At 72.0% G+C, this 17,298-nt stretch carries 23 protein-coding genes and 1 riboswitch; of the genes, 15 read left to right on the top strand and 8 right to left on the bottom strand.

All coding sequences use genetic code 11. From position 1 onward, the window contains the following. The first annotated feature begins 57 nt into the window (after positions 1 to 57). Both AB0D04_RS15955 and AB0D04_RS15950 read left to right on the top strand, forming a co-directional pair. Positions 58 to 2,466, top strand: coding sequence for an excinuclease ABC subunit UvrA (locus AB0D04_RS15955; RefSeq protein WP_362703232.1), 2,409 nt, complete (start codon positions 58 to 60; stop codon positions 2,464 to 2,466). Positions 2,467 to 2,468: 2 nt separating this feature from the next. Continuing rightward, on the top strand, positions 2,469 to 3,359 hold the full coding sequence (locus AB0D04_RS15950) for a siderophore-interacting protein (protein ID WP_362703305.1): 891 nt from the start codon (positions 2,469 to 2,471) through the stop codon (positions 3,357 to 3,359). Positions 3,360 to 3,536: 177 nt separating this feature from the next. Here AB0D04_RS15950 and AB0D04_RS15945 read toward each other — a convergent pair whose 3' ends face one another. Next, positions 3,537 to 3,830: a hypothetical protein gene (locus AB0D04_RS15945; RefSeq protein WP_362703231.1), complete on the bottom strand. Its 294-nt coding sequence runs from the start codon at positions 3,828 to 3,830 to the stop codon at positions 3,537 to 3,539. Between the two features lie 76 nt (positions 3,831 to 3,906). Beyond that, positions 3,907 to 4,281, bottom strand: coding sequence for a VOC family protein (locus tag AB0D04_RS15940; RefSeq protein WP_362703303.1), 375 nt, complete (start codon positions 4,279 to 4,281; stop codon positions 3,907 to 3,909). Positions 4,282 to 4,520: 239 nt separating this feature from the next. Between AB0D04_RS15940 and AB0D04_RS15935 the strand changes: the two genes are divergently transcribed. From AB0D04_RS15935 to AB0D04_RS15925, 3 genes are read left to right on the top strand one after another with little or no spacing between them, the layout of a single operon-like run. Beyond that, entirely contained in the window at positions 4,521 to 4,721 is a 201-nt protein-coding gene (locus tag AB0D04_RS15935) for a hypothetical protein (protein ID WP_362703230.1), read from the top strand. Further along, the gene (locus AB0D04_RS15930; RefSeq protein WP_362703229.1) at positions 4,718 to 5,140 is read left to right on the top strand and encodes a metalloregulator ArsR/SmtB family transcription factor; all 423 of its coding nucleotides are present in this window, start codon (positions 4,718 to 4,720) and stop codon (positions 5,138 to 5,140) included. Before AB0D04_RS15935 ends, AB0D04_RS15930 begins: the two co-directional genes overlap by 4 nt. A 32-nt stretch (positions 5,141 to 5,172) precedes the next feature. Further along, a complete protein-coding gene (locus AB0D04_RS15925) occupies positions 5,173 to 5,559 on the top strand; it encodes a hypothetical protein (RefSeq protein ID WP_362703227.1) in 387 nt (128 codons plus the stop codon). A gap of 26 nt (positions 5,560 to 5,585) precedes the next feature. On the opposite strand, the gene AB0D04_RS15920 is transcribed toward AB0D04_RS15925, so the two are convergent. Then, complete coding sequence (locus tag AB0D04_RS15920) at positions 5,586 to 6,263, bottom strand: CDP-alcohol phosphatidyltransferase family protein (RefSeq protein WP_362703301.1); 678 nt, start codon at positions 6,261 to 6,263, stop codon at positions 5,586 to 5,588. Between the two features lie 74 nt (positions 6,264 to 6,337). Between AB0D04_RS15920 and AB0D04_RS15915 the strand changes: the two genes are divergently transcribed. The 6 genes from AB0D04_RS15915 to AB0D04_RS15890 all read left to right on the top strand — a co-directional run bounded on the left by AB0D04_RS15915 (position 6,338) and on the right by AB0D04_RS15890 (position 10,944). Next, the gene (locus tag AB0D04_RS15915) at positions 6,338 to 6,466 is read left to right on the top strand and encodes a hypothetical protein (RefSeq protein WP_362703226.1); all 129 of its coding nucleotides are present in this window, start codon (positions 6,338 to 6,340) and stop codon (positions 6,464 to 6,466) included. 17 nt (positions 6,467 to 6,483) lie between these two features. Continuing rightward, positions 6,484 to 7,476, top strand: a complete 993-nt coding sequence (locus tag AB0D04_RS15910) for a zinc-binding alcohol dehydrogenase (protein WP_362703225.1) — start codon at positions 6,484 to 6,486, stop codon at positions 7,474 to 7,476. Between the two features lie 78 nt (positions 7,477 to 7,554). Next, positions 7,555 to 7,953: a 6-carboxytetrahydropterin synthase gene (locus AB0D04_RS15905; RefSeq protein WP_362703224.1), complete on the top strand. Its 399-nt coding sequence runs from the start codon at positions 7,555 to 7,557 to the stop codon at positions 7,951 to 7,953. Beyond that, positions 7,950 to 9,065, top strand: coding sequence for a glycosyltransferase family 4 protein (locus AB0D04_RS15900; RefSeq protein ID WP_362703223.1), 1,116 nt, complete (start codon positions 7,950 to 7,952; stop codon positions 9,063 to 9,065). Before AB0D04_RS15905 ends, AB0D04_RS15900 begins: the two co-directional genes overlap by 4 nt. After that, a complete protein-coding gene (locus AB0D04_RS15895) occupies positions 9,062 to 9,952 on the top strand; it encodes a class I SAM-dependent methyltransferase (protein WP_362703222.1) in 891 nt (296 codons plus the stop codon). Before AB0D04_RS15900 ends, AB0D04_RS15895 begins: the two co-directional genes overlap by 4 nt. Further along, positions 9,949 to 10,944 (top strand): lysylphosphatidylglycerol synthase transmembrane domain-containing protein, encoded by a 996-nt coding sequence (locus tag AB0D04_RS15890; protein ID WP_362703221.1) that lies wholly within the window; start codon positions 9,949 to 9,951, stop codon positions 10,942 to 10,944. Before AB0D04_RS15895 ends, AB0D04_RS15890 begins: the two co-directional genes overlap by 4 nt. Here the strand turns inward: AB0D04_RS15890 and AB0D04_RS15885 are convergent. Together AB0D04_RS15885 and AB0D04_RS15880 are read right to left on the bottom strand one after the other, a co-directional pair. Next, entirely contained in the window at positions 10,825 to 11,667 is an 843-nt protein-coding gene (locus AB0D04_RS15885) for a RibD family protein (protein ID WP_362703220.1), read from the bottom strand. The two genes, AB0D04_RS15890 and AB0D04_RS15885, sit on opposite strands and share 120 nt — an antisense overlap. Further along, positions 11,660 to 12,442 (bottom strand): creatininase family protein, encoded by a 783-nt coding sequence (locus tag AB0D04_RS15880; RefSeq protein WP_362703219.1) that lies wholly within the window; start codon positions 12,440 to 12,442, stop codon positions 11,660 to 11,662. Before AB0D04_RS15880 ends, AB0D04_RS15885 begins: the two co-directional genes overlap by 8 nt. A gap of 112 nt (positions 12,443 to 12,554) precedes the next feature. On the opposite strand from AB0D04_RS15880, the gene ribA reads away from it, so the two are divergent. Continuing rightward, positions 12,555 to 13,208, top strand: coding sequence for a GTP cyclohydrolase II (gene ribA / locus AB0D04_RS15875; protein WP_362703218.1), 654 nt, complete (start codon positions 12,555 to 12,557; stop codon positions 13,206 to 13,208). Between the two features lie 52 nt (positions 13,209 to 13,260). Here ribA and AB0D04_RS15870 read toward each other — a convergent pair whose 3' ends face one another. Both AB0D04_RS15870 and AB0D04_RS15865 read right to left on the bottom strand, forming a co-directional pair. Then, positions 13,261 to 14,022, bottom strand: a complete 762-nt coding sequence (locus tag AB0D04_RS15870) for a CbtA family protein (RefSeq protein ID WP_362703216.1) — start codon at positions 14,020 to 14,022, stop codon at positions 13,261 to 13,263. A gap of 14 nt (positions 14,023 to 14,036) precedes the next feature. After that, complete coding sequence (locus AB0D04_RS15865; RefSeq protein WP_362703214.1) at positions 14,037 to 14,255, bottom strand: CbtB-domain containing protein; 219 nt, start codon at positions 14,253 to 14,255, stop codon at positions 14,037 to 14,039. A gap of 44 nt (positions 14,256 to 14,299) precedes the next feature. Beyond that, positions 14,300 to 14,467, bottom strand: a riboswitch (cobalamin riboswitch). A 115-nt stretch (positions 14,468 to 14,582) separates the two neighbouring features. Here AB0D04_RS15865 and AB0D04_RS15860 point away from each other — a divergent pair. Both AB0D04_RS15860 and AB0D04_RS15855 read left to right on the top strand, forming a co-directional pair. Continuing rightward, entirely contained in the window at positions 14,583 to 15,146 is a 564-nt protein-coding gene (locus AB0D04_RS15860) for a histidine phosphatase family protein (protein WP_362703213.1), read from the top strand. A gap of 126 nt (positions 15,147 to 15,272) precedes the next feature. After that, positions 15,273 to 15,713, top strand: a complete 441-nt coding sequence (locus tag AB0D04_RS15855; protein ID WP_362703211.1) for an SPW repeat protein — start codon at positions 15,273 to 15,275, stop codon at positions 15,711 to 15,713. 47 nt (positions 15,714 to 15,760) lie between these two features. Here AB0D04_RS15855 and AB0D04_RS15850 read toward each other — a convergent pair whose 3' ends face one another. Beyond that, positions 15,761 to 15,970, bottom strand: a complete 210-nt coding sequence (locus AB0D04_RS15850; protein ID WP_362703209.1) for a hypothetical protein — start codon at positions 15,968 to 15,970, stop codon at positions 15,761 to 15,763. A gap of 245 nt (positions 15,971 to 16,215) precedes the next feature. Here AB0D04_RS15850 and AB0D04_RS15845 point away from each other — a divergent pair, with 245 nt between their 5' ends. After that, positions 16,216 to 17,256 carry a methyltransferase gene (locus AB0D04_RS15845; RefSeq protein ID WP_362703208.1) on the top strand — a complete coding sequence of 347 codons (1,041 nt, stop codon included), beginning with the start codon at positions 16,216 to 16,218 and terminating at the stop codon, positions 17,254 to 17,256. Positions 17,257 to 17,298 lie beyond the last annotated feature (42 nt).

The following is a 17,298-nucleotide window of genomic DNA, read 5'->3' as shown; positions in this document are numbered from 1 at the left end:
GCATAAAGTAATCTCGTCGGGAGAACTCTTTACGACGTAAAGATATCAGGGGGCGGGATGGGGTTCCAGGGATCCGGCGAGCGGTCTGCAGGCTCCGCGGCCGACAGTCACGACGTGATTGAGGTCCGCGGCGCGCGGGAGAACAACCTCAGGGACGTGTCCCTCGACATCCCCAAACGCCGACTCACGGTCTTCACCGGCGTCTCCGGATCCGGGAAGTCCTCCCTGGTCTTCGGCACCATCGCCGCGGAGTCGCAGCGGCTGATCAACGAGACCTATACGGCCTTCGTCCAGTCCTTCATGCCGAGCCAGGCGCGGCCCGATGTCGATGCGCTGCGCAATCTCAGCGCCGCGATCGTCGTCGACCAGGAGCGGATGGGGGCCAACTCCCGTTCCACGGTGGGCACCGCGACCGACGCCTACACCATGCTGCGGATCATCTTCAGCCGCCTCGGCGCGCCTCATGTCGGCACCTCGACGGCCTTCAGCTTCAACAGCGCCGAGGGGATGTGCCCAACCTGCGAGGGGCTGGGGCGGGTCTCGACGGTCGATGTCGACGAGCTGGTGGACACCGAACTCTCCCTCAACGAAGGCGCGATCACCGCACCCGGCTTCACCGTCGGTTCGTTCTACTGGCAGACCCTCGCCCACTCCGGCTTCTTCGACCCCGACGTCAAGCTGAAGGACTACACCCCCGAGAAGTGGGACGAGTTCCTGCACAAGCCCGCCACCAAGACCAGACAGGGCACCTTCAACATCACCTGTGAGGGCCTGCTGGTGAAGGTGCAACGGCTGTATCTCGCCAAGGACCGCGAGTCCGTGCAGCCGCACATCCGCTCCTTTGTCGACCGCGCGGTGACCTTCACCGCCTGCGGCGACTGCGGAGGTACGCGGCTCAACCCCGCAGCCCTCGGCTCCCGTATCGCCGGTCGCAATATCGCCGAATGCTCCGCCCTCCAGATCAGCGACCTGGCGGCATTCGTCCGGAGCATCGACGACCCTTCAGCCTCCGGCCCCGGGTGCCCCCAGGTGGCGCCGCTGTGCAACGCCCTCTGCCACACCCTGGATTCGCTGGTCGAGATCGGACTGGGCTATCTGAGCCTGGACCGCGAGTCCGGCACCCTGTCCGGTGGCGAGGCCCAGCGGGTGAAGATGGTCCGCCATCTCGGCTCCAGCCTGACCGATGTCACCTATGTCTTCGACGAGCCGACCGTCGGACTGCACCCGCACGACATCCAGCGGATGAACGACCTCCTGCTGCGGCTGCGTGACAAGGGAAACACCGTCCTGGTCGTCGAGCACAAACCGGAGACGATCCAGATCGCCGACCATGTCGTCGACCTCGGCCCCGGAGCCGGCACCGCCGGCGGGCAGATCTGCTTCACCGGTGATGTCGCCGCCCTGCGCGGCTCCGGCACCCTGACGGGGCGCCATCTCGACCACCGTGCCCGGTTGCGCGATACGGTCCGGCAGCCCAGCGGCCGGATCTCCGTCACCGGTGCCAACCGGCACAACCTCAAGGACGTCAGCGTCGACATCCCGCTCGGCGTGCTCACCGTCGTCACCGGTGTCGCGGGCTCCGGCAAAAGCTCCCTGATCCATGGCTCGTTGCCTCAGCGGGACGGCGTGATCGTCGCCGACCAGTCCGCCATCCGCGGCTCCCGCCGCAGCAATCCGGCCACCTACACCGGGCTGCTCACCCCGATCCGTACGGCCTTCGCCAAGGCCAACGGCGTCAAGGCCGCGCTGTTCAGCGCCAATTCCGAGGGAGCCTGCCCGCACTGCAAGGGCATCGGGCTGGTCTACACCGACCTCGCGATGATGGCGGGCGTGGCCTCGGTCTGCGAGGAGTGCGAGGGCAGGCGGTTCAGGCCGAAGGTGCTCACCTACACCCTGCGCGGTAAGAACATCGGCGAGGTGCTGGCCATGCCGGTGGCCGAGGCCCGCGAGTTCTTCCCCACCGGGCAGGCCCGCACCATCCTCGACCGCCTGATGGACGTGGGCCTGGGCTACCTCGGCCTCGGCCAGCCGCTCACCACCCTCTCCGGCGGCGAACGTCAGCGCCTCAAACTCGCTCTCCACATGGCCGAGAAGGCCGCCGTCTACGTCCTGGACGAGCCGACCACCGGCCTGCATCTCGCCGATGTGGACCAGCTCCTGGGCCTGCTCGACCGGCTGGTGGACGACGGCAACACCGTCATCGTCATCGAGCACCACCAGGCCGTGATGGCCCACGCCGACTGGCTGATAGACCTCGGCCCCGGCGCGGGCCACGACGGCGGCCGCGTGGTGTTCACCGGCACCCCGGCCGACCTCGTCGCCCACAGCGATTCACTGACGGCGCGTCACCTGCGGACATACCTCCAACCACCCGCGGCACAACGGCCCATGGAGCTGATGGACGCCACGGCTGCCGTCGAGGCCCCGCACCCGACCCCACCCCCCACCCGATGGAGGAACCCATGACCATGACGGACGTGCCCGTCGCGCTCATCCAGGTCACCGACGTCCGGCGGATCACCCCGCACATGGTCCGCGTCACCTTCGACGGAGACGGCCTCGACGACTTCCCCACCTGGCCCGACCAGCAGCTCAAACTCCTCTTCCCCAGACCGGGACAGCCCGCGCCCCGGCTCCCCGGGACCGGCGCGGACGGCGATGCGATGCGCTGGTACGAGGCGTTCCTCGCCCTCCCCGAGGACGAACGGCCGTGGATGCGCAGCTACACGGTGCGGTCCTACGACGCCGAACGCCACCGGATCAGCGTCGACTTCGTCCTGCACGCAGCGGCGGCCACGCCGCAGGACGACGCGGACGCCGGTCCGGCCACCCGCTGGGCGGCCCACGCCCGGGTGGGCGACACCCTCGCCCGCTACGGCCCGGCAGCCATATACGCCAGACCGCTGCCCCTCGACACCGCCGACTGGCTGCTGCTGGCCGGCGACGAGACGGCGCTGCCGGCCATCGGCTCGCTGGTGGAATCGCTGCCCGAGGGCGCCCGCGCGCTGGCGTACATCGAGGTGGCCGACGCCGCGGAGGAACAGCCCTTCTCGACCCCGGCCGACCTCACCGTCCACTGGGTGCACCGCACCGGCGCCGCCGCGCGTTGCGATGCTCTGCTGAGCGCTGTCCGCGACGCCTCGTTCCCGCCCGGTACGCCGTTCGCCTGGCTGGCCGGTGAGGCGGGCGCGGTCCGCGCACTACGGCGCCACCTCGTCGAGGAGCGTGGCCTGGCCAAGTCCCGGATCGACTTCACCGGCTACTGGCGCCGCAAGCTCACCCAGGACGACGCCCCGACGGACGAGGACCTGGCCGAGGCGCAGGAAAAGATAGCCGCGGCCCAGGCATACACCCAGTAGCGGCGCCGGGCCGAGCCGGCGTCAGATGCCGTTCGGCCGACCGGGAGCGGCCGAGCGGCGCCAGGTCCGCGACCAGGCGCCGCAGCCGCGTGCTCTCGGCGAGCGGCCGGGAGTGCCCCCGCGCCGCTCCACGTCGCAGTGATCTTCCCGTGGATGCGGCCGTGCGACCGCCGCCGGCTATCTGCGCCAAGGCAGCCCGTCGAGTGCGCCGATGTCGCCGGCCGCAAGAAGCCCGAAGAGCCGCAGGATCTCGTCGCGGCCGACCTCATGCATCTCGCCCGGGTGCACCGTGTTGTCCTCGGCGTTCTCCCAGACCAGAAGGCCGCTCGCGTAGGCGCTGAGGCACCACCCGCTCTCATGCGACAACGACACATCAGGATGCTCGTCGTCCGCCTCCGCGAGCCCGTCCAGAACCCGCCGCATCGTCTCCGCATCGGGGCTGTCGATCGTCCCGCCCACGACGTCGTACATGAAGCACTCCACGCGGTCGATCACCTCATGAGCCGATCCACACGGCAGTCCCTGGCCCTCATCGAGCGGTCCGCCCTCAGCCCACCCGCTCGGCCGCGCTGCGCTCCACACAGAACTCATTGCCTTCGGGATCGGCCAGCGTCGCCCACCCCGTGCCGTCCGGCCGCCGGTGATCGGCCACCAGGCTCGCGCCCAGTGCCAGCAGCCTCGCGACCTCCTCGTCCCGGCTGCGGTCCTGCGGCTGCAGATCCAGATGCAGCCGGTTCTTCCCGGTTTTCTTCTCCGGCACCGCGATAAACAGCAGCCCGCTTCCCCCGGTGATCACCGAGGCCTCCGGATCGCCCGGGAAATCGTCCTCGGCGAGGGATCCGTCCAGCACCTCCGCCCAGAATTGCGCCAGACGACAGGGATCGGTGCAGTCGACCGTGATGTGACGTACGAGGGAAGCCATGCGCGTCACTATGCGGTTGACGGCTGCGGGAGTCCACCGGGTTCCCCGTGCCGGTGGCCCTCGCCCGCCGCGGCGCGCCCAGCGGTGAGCCACTCCAGACGCCGCCCCGCCGCTCGCCCTCGATGCATTCTTGTTCGCCCCACCCATAGGGGCGGCCCGCCCCCGTCGTCTACAGTTGCAGAATTCCGCAATTCAACAGATGACGCGACGGCCGGTCGGCCTGGACGCGGAGGGCATGCGTGGGCGGTTTCGCCGAGTCGGTACGGGAACGGGTACATGCTGCGCGCGCCGCCGTCGAGGCGGCACGGACGGCGGACGACGCCTATGCGCTCGCCGTGGCGGAGGACGAGCTGGACGATGCGCTGCGGGTGGCGCGCAACGTCGGCATCGACCCGGACGGCGGGACCGCGGCCGGGCCGGGGAGTGGGGCGCCGCAGTGAACGGCGCGTGGGTCCCGCTCTGTCAGGCGAAGGCGGAATTCTTCCGGATGCTGGGACACCCGGTCCGTATCCGGGTGCTGGAACTGCTCCAGGACGGGCCGCTGCCGGTGCGCAGCCTGCTCTCCGCGATCGAGGTGGAGCCGTCCGCGCTCTCCCAGCAGCTGGCGATCCTGCGCCGCTCGGGCATCGTGACGGCCACCCGCTGCGGCTCCACCGTCGTCTATGAGCTGGCCGGCGGCGATGTCGCGGAGCTGCTGCGCGCCGCCCGCCGGGTGCTGACCGATGTGCTCACCGGCCGGCATGCGCTCCTCGCCGAGCTGCGGGAGGCCGAAGCCGGCGCCGGAGGAGTGGCGGCGGCCGGCAGTGTGGCGGCAGCGGGCAGTGTGGCCGCCGGCGACAGCGTGGGGGCGGCGTCGTGACGTACGCGCGCCGCTCCGAGGGGTGATCGCACATGGCTCCGGCGAGACGCAAAGGGCCGCCGCCCTGGCGGGCGGTCCGCTCCCGCACCTGCATACCGTCGGCCACCGGGCCGGGCACCGCCCGTCCCTGCCGCGGCCGCCGCCAGGAACGAGGCTCCGTAAGAACCGCCCCCGGCCACGGCTGCCCGGAATTCGCCTCCCGTCGCCGCACGTCCTCGCGCTGCGGCGGCAGGCGGGGCGGCACCACCGCCGTCCGCCCCGGCCGCCAGCTGGCGCGGCTGCCCGGCGCGGTCCATGTACCGCATCGCACGATGCAACACAGCGTGTGGCGACGGGTGCTGCTCACCATCCTCATCAGCCAGCTGCTGATCGTCTTCCTGGCGCTGGTCGTGTACTTGGGGCGGCACGCGGGGACGTAGCGGCTGCGCGGTGCGGCCGGCCGGCGTTATACGGCGGCGCCGCGGGTCCGCCACAGCCAGGCGACGTCCCGCCCGAACGACCACATCAACAGCGCCAGGGCCCCCGCCACGGCGACGAACGCCCACACCCCCGGCACGATCCCGGCGCCGGCCACCACCAGGACGATGCCCTGGAGCGCGGCAACGGCCTTACGGGCCATGCTCGGTGGCAGGGCACCGCGTAGCCACGGCAGCGCCCAGGACGCCGCGACGAAGGCGTAGCGCATCAGGCCGATGGCCAGGACCCAGGCGCCCAAGGGCATCGCGACATAGATGGACAGCACCAGGATGAGGAAGGCGTCCACCTCCATGTCGAAGCGGGCGCCGAGAGTCGTTGCCGTTCCGGTGCGCCGGGCCACATGGCCGTCGACGGCGTCCAGGATCAGTGCCACGGTGGCCAGGGCGACCAGCACCGCCACCGGGGCCCGGTGGGCGAAGGAGTCGGCCACCAGTGCCGTCACGCCGCCGACGAGGATCGTACGGGCCAGCGTGACGCGGTTCGCCGGGCCGAACGGACCCGTCCAGGACCGGCGCAGCGCCATGATCAGCACGGCCCAGGTGACCACGGCGAACGTGGAGCCCGTCAGCCAGCCCGCGGTTCCCAGGCCGGCCGCCCGGCACAGGATTTCGAGCACCAGCAGCTGCACGCCGAGACCGGCCGTCATGTCCTGGCCGAATGGCCTTGTGTCGTACGGGTTTTGTACGGTCACCCGGCCTCCTGGGATGTCTGGCGGAGTCGATGGCCGCCGCGTATCGTGACGGCGTCGTCATGATCGCCGGCAGGCCGGTGATCATCGGCAGGCAGTTCCCCACCATGAAGTTCCGCCCCACCGTGCACGTCCCCAGCATTCATGAACCATCGCCGTAGCGTCCAGGAGGGTTCTGATGTCGCGCGTCGCCCGGGCCTTTTGGGTCGACTCTCCCGGCCGCGGTGAGATCCGTGAGGTCGCACTGCCCAGGCCCGGCGAGGACGAGGTGCTGGTGCGTGCGGTGTGCTCCGGTGTGAGCCGGGGGACGGAGTGCCTGGTCTTCCGGGGCGGGGTGCCCGAGAGCCAGTACGGCGTGATGCGGGCGCCGTTCCAGGACGGCGCGTTCCCGGGGCCCGTCAAGTACGGCTATCTCAGCGTCGGCGTCGTCGAGGAGGGGCCCGCCGCGCTGCTCGGCCGTACGGTCTTCTGCCTCTATCCGCATCAGTCGCACTATGTCGTCCCGGCGAGCGCCGTCGTCCCCGTGCCGGATGCGGTCCCCGCGGCGCGGGCCGTGCTGGCCGGGACGGTGGAGACCGCGGTGAACGCCCTGTGGGACGCGGCGCCGCTGGTGGGGGACCGGATTGCGGTGGTCGGTGCGGGGATGGTCGGGTGCAGCGTCGCCGCCGTACTCGCCCGCTATCCGGCGGTCCGGGTGCAGTTGGTCGACGCGGACCCGGTACGGGCCCGGACGGCCGAGGCGCTGGGGGTGGCCTTCGCGCTGCCCGAGGATGCGCTGGGGGACTGCGACCTGGTCGTGCACGCCAGCGCCACCGGAGCCGGGCTGGCCCGCTCGCTCGAACTGCTCGCCCCGGAGGGCACGGTCATCGAGCTGAGCTGGTACGGCGACCGGCCGGTCAGCGTGCCACTGGGGGAAGCCTTCCACTCCCGCCGCCTCGTGGTGCGCAGCAGCCAGGTGGGCGCGGTCTCGCCGGCCCGGCGCGCCCGCCGCACCTTCGCCGACCGGCTCGCGCTCGCCCTCGACCTCCTCGCCGACCCCGCCTTCGATGCGCTGATCACCGGCGAATCCGCCTTCGAGGACCTGCCACAGGTACTGCCCCGCCTCACCACGGGTGAGCTTCCGGCGCTGTGCCATCGCATCCGGTACGGGGACGCGGCGGCCCGCGAGTAGCCCGTACCGCGGGCCGCACCGCACCGCCCCGCCCCCAGCCCTCCACCCCCCACTCCGTCACCACACTGGAGGACCGCCTTGTTCAGCATCACCGTCCGCGATCACCTGATGGTCGCCCACAGTTTCCGCGGCGCGGTCTTCGGGCCCGCGCAGCGCCTGCACGGCGCGACGTTCGTGGTGGATGCCACCTTCCGCCGCGCCGAGCTCGACGCGGACAACATCGTCGTCGACATCGGTCTGGCCGGACAGGAACTCGGCGGGCTGATCGGCGAGTTGAACTACCGCAACCTCGACGACGAGCCCGCGTTCGCCGGCATCAACACCTCGACGGAGGCCCTGGCCAAGGTGATCGCCGACCGGCTCGCCGACCGCATCCAGGCCGGAAACCTCGGCGAGAGCGCCCGCGAGCTGGCCGGCATATCGGTCACCTTGCACGAGTCACACATCGCCTGGGCGACCTACGAGCGCGCCCTGTGACCGACACCGGGCCCGGAGCGCCGCGCGTGGTGCACTTCGTCCTGCCCGGTGATGTCGACGACCCGGCCGCGCCCAGCGGCGGGAACACCTACGACCGCCTGGTGCGCCAAGGCCTCCCGGCGGCCGGCTGGCAGGTGCGCCCGTATGCCGTACGCGGGAGCTGGCCGCGGCCGGATCCGGGAGCCCGCGGGGAACTGGCGCGGTGTCTGGGCGCGTTGCCGGACGGGGCCGTCGTCCTCCTGGACGGGCTGGTGGCCTGCGGCGTCCCGGAGATCATCGCCCCCGAGGCCGGACGGCTGCGGATGGCGGTCCTGGTGCATCTGCCGCTGGCCGACGAGACCGGGCTCGCCCCAGACCTGGCCCGGGACCTGGACGCCCGGGAGCGCCGGGTCCTGCACGGCGTACGGGCGGTGGTGGCCACGAGCCGGTGGGCCGCCCGGCGGCTCGTGGCACAGCACGGGCTCGCCCCGGACCGGGTCCAGGTGGCCATGCCCGGAGCCGATCCCGCGCCGCTCGCGCACGGAACGGACGGCGCCACCCGGCTGCTGTGCGTCGCCGCGGTCACCCCGCGCAAGGGCCAGCACCGCCTGGTGGACGCCCTCGCCACCGTCGCCGACCTGCCCTGGAGCTGCGAGTGTGTGGGAGGAATGCGCGGCGATCCCGGCTATGTCGCCCAACTGCGGCGAAAGGTCGATGAGTGGGGGCTCGGCGGCCGGGTGTGCCTTGCCGGGCCGCGGGCGGGTGCGGAGCTGGAGGAGCGGTATGCGGCCGCCGATCTGCTGGTGCTCGCGTCGTATGCCGAGACCTACGGGATGGTCGTCACCGAGGCGCTGGCGCGGGGGATTCCCGTACTGGCGACGGCGGTGGACGGCGTCCCGGAGGCCGTCGGGCGCGCCCCGGACGGCAGCGTGCCGGGTCTCCTCGTACCGTCCGACGACGCGGCGGCGCTCTCCGGCGCGCTGCGGGACTGGCTCGGGAGTCCGGCGTTGCGGCACCGGTTGAAGATTTCGGCGCGCGGGCGGCGTGCCATGCTGACGGGATGGGAGACGACGTCGCACAGTCTGGCCGGGGTGCTGGAACGGCTTCGGCGCGAGCCCGGGACCGCGCGGTGAGCGCGGCCGGGGCCGAGCGACCCCGATTCGCTCCGGAGTGGCTGGAGTTGCGGGAGCCCGCCGATGGCGCCGCCCGTGCGCCGGAACTGCTGCACCCCCTGCGCGCGGCGCCGGCCGCCGCCCCGGCCGGGGGCCCGCACCGGACGGTGATCCGCGATCTGGGCTGCGGCACCGGCTCCATGGGGCGCTGGCTCGCCCCTCGGCTGCCCGGCCCGCAGCACTGGATCCTGTACGACCTCGACCCCGCGCTGCTCGCCCGGGCGCAGGAGCGGATGCCCGCGGCGGCCGCCGACGGAAGCGGCGTCACGGCCACCACGGAGCGCGGAGACCTCGCCCGGCTGACCGCCGCTGCGCTCGCAGGAACGTCTTTGGTCACCGCCTCCGCGCTGCTGGACCTGCTCACCCGCGAGGAGGTGGAGGGGCTCGCCGGGGCCTGTACCGGCGCGGGCTGCCCCGCGCTGCTGGCACTCTCCGTCGCGGGGCACGTCGAACTCGCTCCGTACGATCCGCTCGACGACGAGATCGGCGCCGCCTTCAACGACCATCAGCGACGGACGGACGGTGGCCGGCGCCTGCTCGGGCCGGATGCGGTCGCGGTGGCCACGGCGGCGTTCGCGCGGCGGGGCGCGACCGTCATGACGCGGCCCAGCCCCTGGCGGCTCGGTGGCCCGGAGGCCCCGCTCACCGCCGCCTGGCTGCGCGGTTGGGTGGGCGCCGCGCGGGAGCAGCGGCCGGCGCTGGGGGCCCGCGCGGACGCGTATCTGGGACGGCGGCTGGCGGCCTGCGCGGCGGGGGAGCTGAGCGTCACCGTGCAGCACACGGATCTGCTGGCGCTGCCCGGGCCGCGCCCCGGTGCCGAATCCACGCCCGGAGGGGCCGTGCGATGAAACGGTCCCTCTGGGCGTGGCTGAGGATGCTCGGCGGGCTGGGCATCCTCGTGGTGCTGGTGTGGCATCTGGGGTCCGGCGCCTTCCTGGAGGGGCTGCGCCGGATCGACGCCGGCACGCTGCTCGCCGCGCTCGGCATCGGCCTGCTCACCACCGTGTTCAGCGCCTGGCGCTGGTGTCTGGTGGCCCGCGGCCTCGGCCTGCACCTGCCGCTCGGCCGGGCCGTCGCGGACTACTACCGCGCCCTGTTCCTCAACGCCGCGCTGCCCGGAGGCGTGCTCGGTGACGTACACCGCGCGGTACGGCACGGCCAGAGCGCCCGCGACCTCGGGCGGGGCGTCCGCGCCGTGGTCCTGGAACGGGCCGCGGGCCAGCTCGTCCTGTGCGTGGCCGGCGCCGTGGTGCTGCTGGTCCGGCCGTCCCCGGTCCTCGCGCAGGCAGGCCGCCTCCTGAGCGCCCCCGGCGCGCTGGTCGCGGTGGCCGTGGTGGGCGTAGTGGCTGTCGGCGTCGCCCGCTGGAGCCGGGGCGCCTCACGTGGCGCGCGGGCCGTCCGCGCCATGCTGGCCGAGGCGCGGACGGCCCTGCTCGCCCGCGGCAGCTGGCCCGGGGTGGCGCTCTCCTCCGTGGTCGTCCTCGCGGGATATCTCGGGATGTTTCTGCTGGCCGCCCGCGTGGCGGGAGTCACGGCGTCACTGGCCGAGCTGGTGCCGCTGGTCGTGCTGGCGCTGCTGGCGATGGCGCTGCCGCTGAACGTCGGCGGGTGGGGCCCCCGGGAAGGCGTCGCGGCCTGGGCCTTCGGCGCGGCCGGGCTTGGCGCGGCGCAGGGGCTCACCACCGCCGTCGTCTACGGGGTCCTCGCCTTCGCCGCCGGCCTACCGGGCGCCGGTGTGCTCATCGTCCGCTGGGCCGCCGGGCCGCGCGCCGGGCGTCCCCAGCGCGAACTCGAAGAGCGTGTCCTCGCCGAGCAGAGTGCGCCGCACCGGCGGACGTAGCGCGTCCCGCATCACCGGCGTACCGGGGAACCGCAGCCCCGGCACGCCGTCGCCGAGCAGCACCGGCGCAACGGTGACATACAGCCGGTGCAGCGCCCCCGCCTGCAGAAACCGCGACACGGTGACGCCGCCGCCCTCGACCAGCACCCGGCCGAGGCCGCGCCGCGCCAGGGCCGCCAGGACACGGTGCGGCGCGAACGCCTCGGCGTCCGGCAGCACCAGGACGTCGAGGCCGGCCCCTTCGGCGACGGCCGCCTCCGGGCCCACCACCCACAGCGTCGGCGCCGCCCCGTCCGTGAACACCTGCCGCCGCCGCGGCACCCGGCCGCGCGGATCGAGCACCACACGCACCGGGTTGTCGCCCGCACAGGCGCGCACGGTCAGCCGCGGATCGTCCGCCACGGCGGTCCCGGCCCCGACGATCACCGCGTCGGACAGCGCGCGCAGCCGGTGCAGATGGCGTCGGTCCTCCTCCCCGGTGACAAAGTCCGCATCGCCGGTACGGGTGGCGATGAACCCGTCCAGACTCTGTCCGAGCTGCGCACACGCGACATGGGCCCCGGCCAGGCAGAGCGGCAGATAGCGCTCGGCCAGCTGCGTCGCCCCGGGCGAGGCGTATCCGGATGCGGAGCCCGGCACCAGCCCGGCGGCCTCGGCGTCCTCCGCCGTACGGATGCGGCGCAGCCGGTCCCAGACCGCCGCCGCGTCGAGTGCCTCAGCCATGGGATTCCGTCCGCGTCCCGAACAGCGCCGCATACTCGCCGAATGCCTCGACCAGCCCGGCCAGCAATTCCTGGCCCTTCCGTGCGGAGGCCAGGGAGGGGCGCCCGATGATCCCGGATTCCGTATAGGCCGACATGCCGAGCGTGAGCAGATGCTTCCGCTCATCGGCTATCCAATCCGCTGATTCCGCCGATTCCTCTGATTCCGTCGATTCATAACCGGGCCGCACCAAATCGGGATGAGCATGCAGAAGGATGGAGGTTTCCACCTCTCCCGCGTGCATATCGCTGTGCGTCGACGTCTCCGCCCCCGCCCGCCTGCGCGCCGCGTCCCAGTCGGCCGAGCCGGGGAAGAGCGCCATACGCATCCCCGTTCCGGCGGATTCCTGAACCACGTTGCGCAGTACGTAATTTCCGCCGTGGCCGTTGACGAGAATCAGGGTGTGGATGCCCGACCGCCGCAGTGAATCGGCGATGTCCGTCACCACGGCGTGCAGGGTCCGGGCCGAAATGCTGACCGTTCCCGGCCAGGCGGCGTGTTCGTGGGAACAGGAGAGCGTCAGGGGCGGCAAAAGGTGTACGGGATGGGCGGCGGCGATCTGTTCGGCGAGAGTGCAGGCGATGACGGTATCGGTGGTCAACGGCAGGAAGGGGCCGTGCTGTTCGAAGCTGCCGATGGGCAACAGGGCCCATTGCGGCCGCCGGGCCCGCACCTCCTCGGTGGTGTCCGCCGGGAGGAGTCCGTGGGCCGGAAACCGGTGTGCCGATGGGGTCATGGTGGGGTGCGGCCTTTCGTCGCGCTCACTCGCCGGGCCGTCGCAGCTTAGGCATTTTGATATTCCGTGCCAACTTCCTGCCCGCGCCAAGACGTTCACGTACCATCGCGCCATGACGGACCTCGATGCCGAGACCCATATTGCTGACGACGGCCTGGTCGAACGGGTGGTGGAGGTCCGTCTCCCTACGGCGCACGGCGAATTCCTCGCCGTCGGCTATCGCGACATCCGCACCGGGACCGAGCAGGTGGCCCTGGTTCACGGCGATGTGGCGGGGGAGACGGTACTGACCCGGGTGCATTCGGAGTGTCTGACCGGCGATGTGTTTGCGTCGGCGCACTGCGAATGCGGCGATCAATTGTCCGCGGCGCTGGCCGCGATCGTGGCGGCCGGGCGCGGAGTTCTCGTCTATCTGCAGGGCCATGAGGGGCGGGGAATAGGGCTCCTCGCCAAGCTCCGGGCGATGAAACTACAGGAGGCCGGGCTGGACACCGTCGATGCCAATATCGCGCTCGGACTGCCGGTCGATGCCCGCGAATACGGTGTCGCGGCCGGAATGCTGCGGGACCTGGAGGTCCGGTCCGTCAGGCTGCTGTCGAACAATCCGCGGAAGCGGGCGGCGCTGCTGCGGCACGGCATCGCCGTCGCCGAACAGGTCCCGCTGCTGATGCCGCCGGGCGTGGAGAACATCCGCTATCTGCGCGCGAAACGGGAACGGCTCGACCATGACCTGCCCCACCTGGACGGCATTCCCGGCCTGTCCTGAATACGGCAGGGCCCGCGACGCCGAAGACGTCGCGGGCCCCTTGAGATGACCGTCAGGTCGCCACAGGCGCCGCCTCGGCGGCCACGGCCTCGCGGGCCGGTGCGACGACACGCTCCGCGAGATGGCCGAAGAGCAGGCCGAAGCCGGCCCACAGCACCGCCTGGACGGCGAGCGTCGACAGCCGGAACTCCCAGAGCAGCGTGCCGGGGAATCCGTGCGGCACATTGTCGTAGGACGGCAGGAAGGCATACGCGATGCCGACGGCGACCACAAACGCGGTGCCGCCTGCCACCGTGGCGTACCACGTGCCCAGCCGGGGAACCAGGCGCCGGCCGAGGATCGTCGCGCCGACGGCCAGCAGGATGCCCAGCAGCATCATCAGGAAGTACAGGGCGGTGCGCTGGCCGATGGTGTCAGGGTTACCGACGGCCGGCGGGTTGGCCGGGTACTTCAGGAACGGTACGAGGTAGACCACCAGCGCCGCGCCGGACAGCAGTGCGGCGGTGGTACGGGCGTTGAAGCGGCCGATCCGGCCCAGCGCGAAGCAGAAGACCAGGGCGGCGATCCCGCCCAGCGCCACGCCGTAGACCAGCACACCGGTCGCCAGGCCCGCCGTGGACTGCATCGCGCGGCTGACGACCTCCACCTCCTCGTGGCCGTGGCCGTGGCTGTGGCTGTGGCTTTCCTCGAACCCGATGGCGGCGTCCACGTGCGGCTCGCCCAGAAGATAGGCGACGACGAGGGCGAGTGCACCGGCTGCCAGACCGGCGAGCATGCCGCGCACCAGGAGATTTCTGATGGTGACGGAGTTCATGGAAGGGCGCCCGATCAGTGGCAGGGGAAGCCGAGCAGGTGGCGTCCGTCGTGGACCCACTCGTGGACGTCCGTACCGGAGAGCAGCGACGTGGCGCCCTGCTCGGCGCCGACGAAGTACAGCAGAACGAGCATCAGGACGCCGACGAACAGCGCCCAGGGGGCAATCGCCTTGAGGGGGAGCGGGGCCGGGGTGATGGTGCCGGTGGCCGGGGGTGCGATGGTCTGAGCCATGGCAGGGGACCTCCTGGTAGGGGGAACTCGCGTCCCTAGTTGCGGGAGTGCTAACGACATGCCGGGTCTGGCTCGCCCGGTCCCGGCCCCCTGGGGCTGCGTCAAAACCGGACATACAGTGGCGCGACCGCGCCGGGATCCCACCGGCTTCCGTCATGTCGTCGTCAATATCATCGGGAAGGTACCGCGAACCGACCGGCGGGCCAAGGTCATAGAGGGGGCGGAGAGGGGCAAGGAGGGGCGCGTTTTCCGGACAACTCCTTTTCCTTTGGCGGCTGTTGGCGTGGTATATGCGGATTGAGAGCAGAGGGCATGACAACTCGAGTGATGTTGATCTCACCGGCGGCCGGCGATGCGCAGCGCGAGGTGCGTTTCGACGATGACGGGCCGCTGAGCGAGGCCGGTCTGCGGCGGGCCCGCGCCGTGGCCGGAAACCTGCCGTCCGCGGGGCGGGTTGTCGTCTCGCCCTCGGCCCGGTGCCGCCGTACGGCCGAGGAACTCGGGCTGCCGACGGATCCCGCGCCCGAGCCGGGGCCGCCGGGCTGTGCGATGGGCCGCTGGCGGGGGCGGCCCCTGGCCGAGGTGGCAGCGGCCGAGGCCGAGGCGGTGTCCGCCTGGCTGTCGGACCCCGGCTTCGCGGGACACGGCGGGGAGTCGCTGCGCGCGCTCTGCGGACGGACGGAGGACTGGCTCACGCGGCTGGCCGCGACCTCCGGCCGCATCGTCGCGGTGGTGGAGGTGGATGTCGTGCGCGCCGCCGTGGTGGCCGCCCTGCGGCTGCCCGAGGAAGCGTTCTGGCGGCTGGATGTACCGCCGCTCACCGTGACCGAGCTCAGCGGCCGGGGCGGGCGCTGGAACCTGGGGCTGGGGCGGGCGCTGCCGCAGGGCTGACGGTCGGGCCCGCAAACTCGACCCGTCCCTCATCTACACATAAAGGCGACATAAGCGCAGAATAAAGGAGCGCGGTTCCTATGCCGCGAGACGGCCAGGCTTCGCAGAGTGAAGGAGGCGAGTCGGATGGCCGACGTCTCACACCACAGGGGCGATCTCGCAGGTCACCCCGATGTGACCGAGATGCAGGAGCGATACGAGCGTGTGCTCGGCGGGCGTGACGTGATCCTCGTGGACGGACCGGTGTTCCTTGTCGGCCTGTACTGCGCAGCGTCGCCGTGGATCGTCCACTACGCGGCCTCACAGCCCGCTCTGTTGACCCACAACCTGATCTTCGGCATCGCCATTTCCCTGCTGGCGATCGGGTTCACCGTCACCCCGGACCGCATGTACGGCCTGAGCGGCGCGATGTGCGCCATGGGCGTCTGGCTGATCGTGGCGCCCTGGATCGTCGGCAGTGGCCCGGACGCGGGCGTGATCTGGAACAACATCGTCATCGGAGCCCTCACGTTCCTGCTGGGGGCGATGTGCATCGGTGCGGCCGCAAGGAGCCGCCGCACAACATGAGGCATGCCCCCGTCGGGGCGTGTGACAGAACGCCGGCCCGTCCGCCCTCACCGGGGGTGGGTGGGCCGGCGGCCGTCCGGGGCCAGGAGATGCCCGGAGATCCCGGCCAGCACCAGCCCACCCGCGATCGGCAGGCCCTGCCCGAGCGCGATACCGGCGCCCAGGCCGCCGAGTGCGGCGGTCAGCAGCAGCCAGGCGGCGATCCGCCGGAACCGCCTGGCGCGGTGGCCGGGTTGGCGGTCGTCGTCGGGGGGCATGGGGCGTCCCTCCTCTCCCAGGGGTGATGTCGCAACGGGCCGGAGGGATCCGGCGGGGTCGCGTCGTACGGCGGATCGCAGGGGGCGTTGCCCCGGTGATCCAAAAGAATTTAGGGTCGCCTAACCGGGGTGGGAGTGGGTGAACGGGCGGCCGCCACGCCACAGGCGTTGTTGTGCCCTCCGTGACCCTGCCCGTAACACAAGGGGCCCTGCCCGTAATGCCGTTGAACAGAGAGGTGTTCCCCATGTCCCGTGAGAACCGGCCCGTGGACGAGGCCCGCGAGGTAGTGACCCGGATCGCTTACGGCGCCATGGCGTCGTACGCCGTGGGCGCCGCCGCCCGCCTCGGTGTCGTCGATCTGATCGGCGACGGCGTGTCCACGGCGGACGAACTGGCGGCCAAGTGCGCGGCCCGGCCCCAGGCGATGGGCCGCTTACTGCGGGCACTGGCCGGGCTGGGGCTGCTCGCCGAGAGCGCCCCGGGGCGGTTCGCCGTCACCCCGGCCGGCGCCCTGTTGCGCAGCGAGGGGCCCGACTCGCTGTACTCCTTCGTCCGGATGTTCACCGAGCCCGCCATGCTCCGCTCGTGGGAGCGCCTGGACGACAGTGTGCGGACCGGCGAGCCGGCCTTCGACGCGGTCTTCGGCAGCGACTTCTTCGGTCATCTCACCGAACGGCCGGAACTCGCCGCCCTGTTCCATGCCGCGATGGGGCAGGCCACCCGCGATACGGCGGCGCTGGTCCCGGCGGCCTTCGATTTCGGCCGTTTCGCGACCGTGGCCGACATCGGGGGCGGCGACGGCACGCTGCTCGCCGCGATCCTGACCGCGCATCCCGCGCTGCGCGGCATACTCTTCGACCTCGGAGAGGGCCTCGCCCAGGCCCCCGACACCCTGGCGCGGAACGGGCTGGACGGCCGCTGCTCCCTGGTCAACGGGGACTTCTTCAGCACCGCCCCCGACGGCGCCGACCTGTATCTCCTCAAGAGCGTGCTCCACGACTGGAACGACGAGCAGTGCGCGGACATCCTCCGTCACTGCCGCCGGGTCACCCCCGACGACGGCCGGCTGCTGATCATCGAGCCGGTGCTGCCGCCCGTCGTGGACCCCGCGACCGCGGGCGTCGTCTACATCTCCGACCTGAACATGCTGGTCAACGTCGGGGGCCGGGAGCGCACCCGGGAGGACTTCGAGCGCCTGTGCCAGGGCGCGGGCTTTGCGCTGCGGTCCGTCACGCCGCTTCCCCGGCCCAACCGCTTCTCCTTGATCGAGGCCGAGCCGGTGTGACGCCCGGGCGGGCGCCCGGGGGGGCGGGCGCCGGGCCGGGCG

Source organism: Streptomyces sp. NPDC048483 (assembly GCF_040651455.1).
In the GTDB taxonomy this organism is placed as follows: domain Bacteria; phylum Actinomycetota; class Actinomycetes; order Streptomycetales; family Streptomycetaceae; genus Streptomyces.
Note: the sequence above shows the minus strand (reverse complement) of the source record. Positions and strands in the feature narration are given on the sequence as shown.

Coding starts and splice junctions, on each gene's coding strand:
- AB0D04_RS15955 (WP_362703232.1), top strand. CDS start 58: ATGGGGTTCCAGGGATCCGGCGAGCGGTCTGCAGGCTCCGCGGCCGAC.
- AB0D04_RS15950 (WP_362703305.1), top strand. CDS start 2,469: ATGACGGACGTGCCCGTCGCGCTCATCCAGGTCACCGACGTCCGGCGG.
- AB0D04_RS15945 (WP_362703231.1), bottom strand. CDS start 3,830: ATGTACGACGTCGTGGGCGGGACGATCGACAGCCCCGATGCGGAGACG.
- AB0D04_RS15940 (WP_362703303.1), bottom strand. CDS start 4,281: ATGGCTTCCCTCGTACGTCACATCACGGTCGACTGCACCGATCCCTGT.
- AB0D04_RS15925 (WP_362703227.1), top strand. CDS start 5,173: ATGGCTCCGGCGAGACGCAAAGGGCCGCCGCCCTGGCGGGCGGTCCGC.
- AB0D04_RS15920 (WP_362703301.1), bottom strand. CDS start 6,263: ATGACGGCCGGTCTCGGCGTGCAGCTGCTGGTGCTCGAAATCCTGTGC.
- AB0D04_RS15915 (WP_362703226.1), top strand. CDS start 6,338: ATGGCCGCCGCGTATCGTGACGGCGTCGTCATGATCGCCGGCAGGCCG.
- AB0D04_RS15910 (WP_362703225.1), top strand. CDS start 6,484: ATGTCGCGCGTCGCCCGGGCCTTTTGGGTCGACTCTCCCGGCCGCGGT.
- AB0D04_RS15890 (WP_362703221.1), top strand. CDS start 9,949: ATGAAACGGTCCCTCTGGGCGTGGCTGAGGATGCTCGGCGGGCTGGGC.
- AB0D04_RS15885 (WP_362703220.1), bottom strand. CDS start 11,667: ATGGCTGAGGCACTCGACGCGGCGGCGGTCTGGGACCGGCTGCGCCGC.
- AB0D04_RS15880 (WP_362703219.1), bottom strand. CDS start 12,442: ATGACCCCATCGGCACACCGGTTTCCGGCCCACGGACTCCTCCCGGCG.
- ribA (WP_362703218.1), top strand. CDS start 12,555: ATGACGGACCTCGATGCCGAGACCCATATTGCTGACGACGGCCTGGTC.
- AB0D04_RS15870 (WP_362703216.1), bottom strand. CDS start 14,022: ATGAACTCCGTCACCATCAGAAATCTCCTGGTGCGCGGCATGCTCGCC.
- AB0D04_RS15865 (WP_362703214.1), bottom strand. CDS start 14,255: ATGGCTCAGACCATCGCACCCCCGGCCACCGGCACCATCACCCCGGCC.
- AB0D04_RS15860 (WP_362703213.1), top strand. CDS start 14,583: ATGTTGATCTCACCGGCGGCCGGCGATGCGCAGCGCGAGGTGCGTTTC.
- AB0D04_RS15855 (WP_362703211.1), top strand. CDS start 15,273: ATGGCCGACGTCTCACACCACAGGGGCGATCTCGCAGGTCACCCCGAT.
- AB0D04_RS15850 (WP_362703209.1), bottom strand. CDS start 15,970: ATGCCCCCCGACGACGACCGCCAACCCGGCCACCGCGCCAGGCGGTTC.
- AB0D04_RS15845 (WP_362703208.1), top strand. CDS start 16,216: ATGTCCCGTGAGAACCGGCCCGTGGACGAGGCCCGCGAGGTAGTGACC.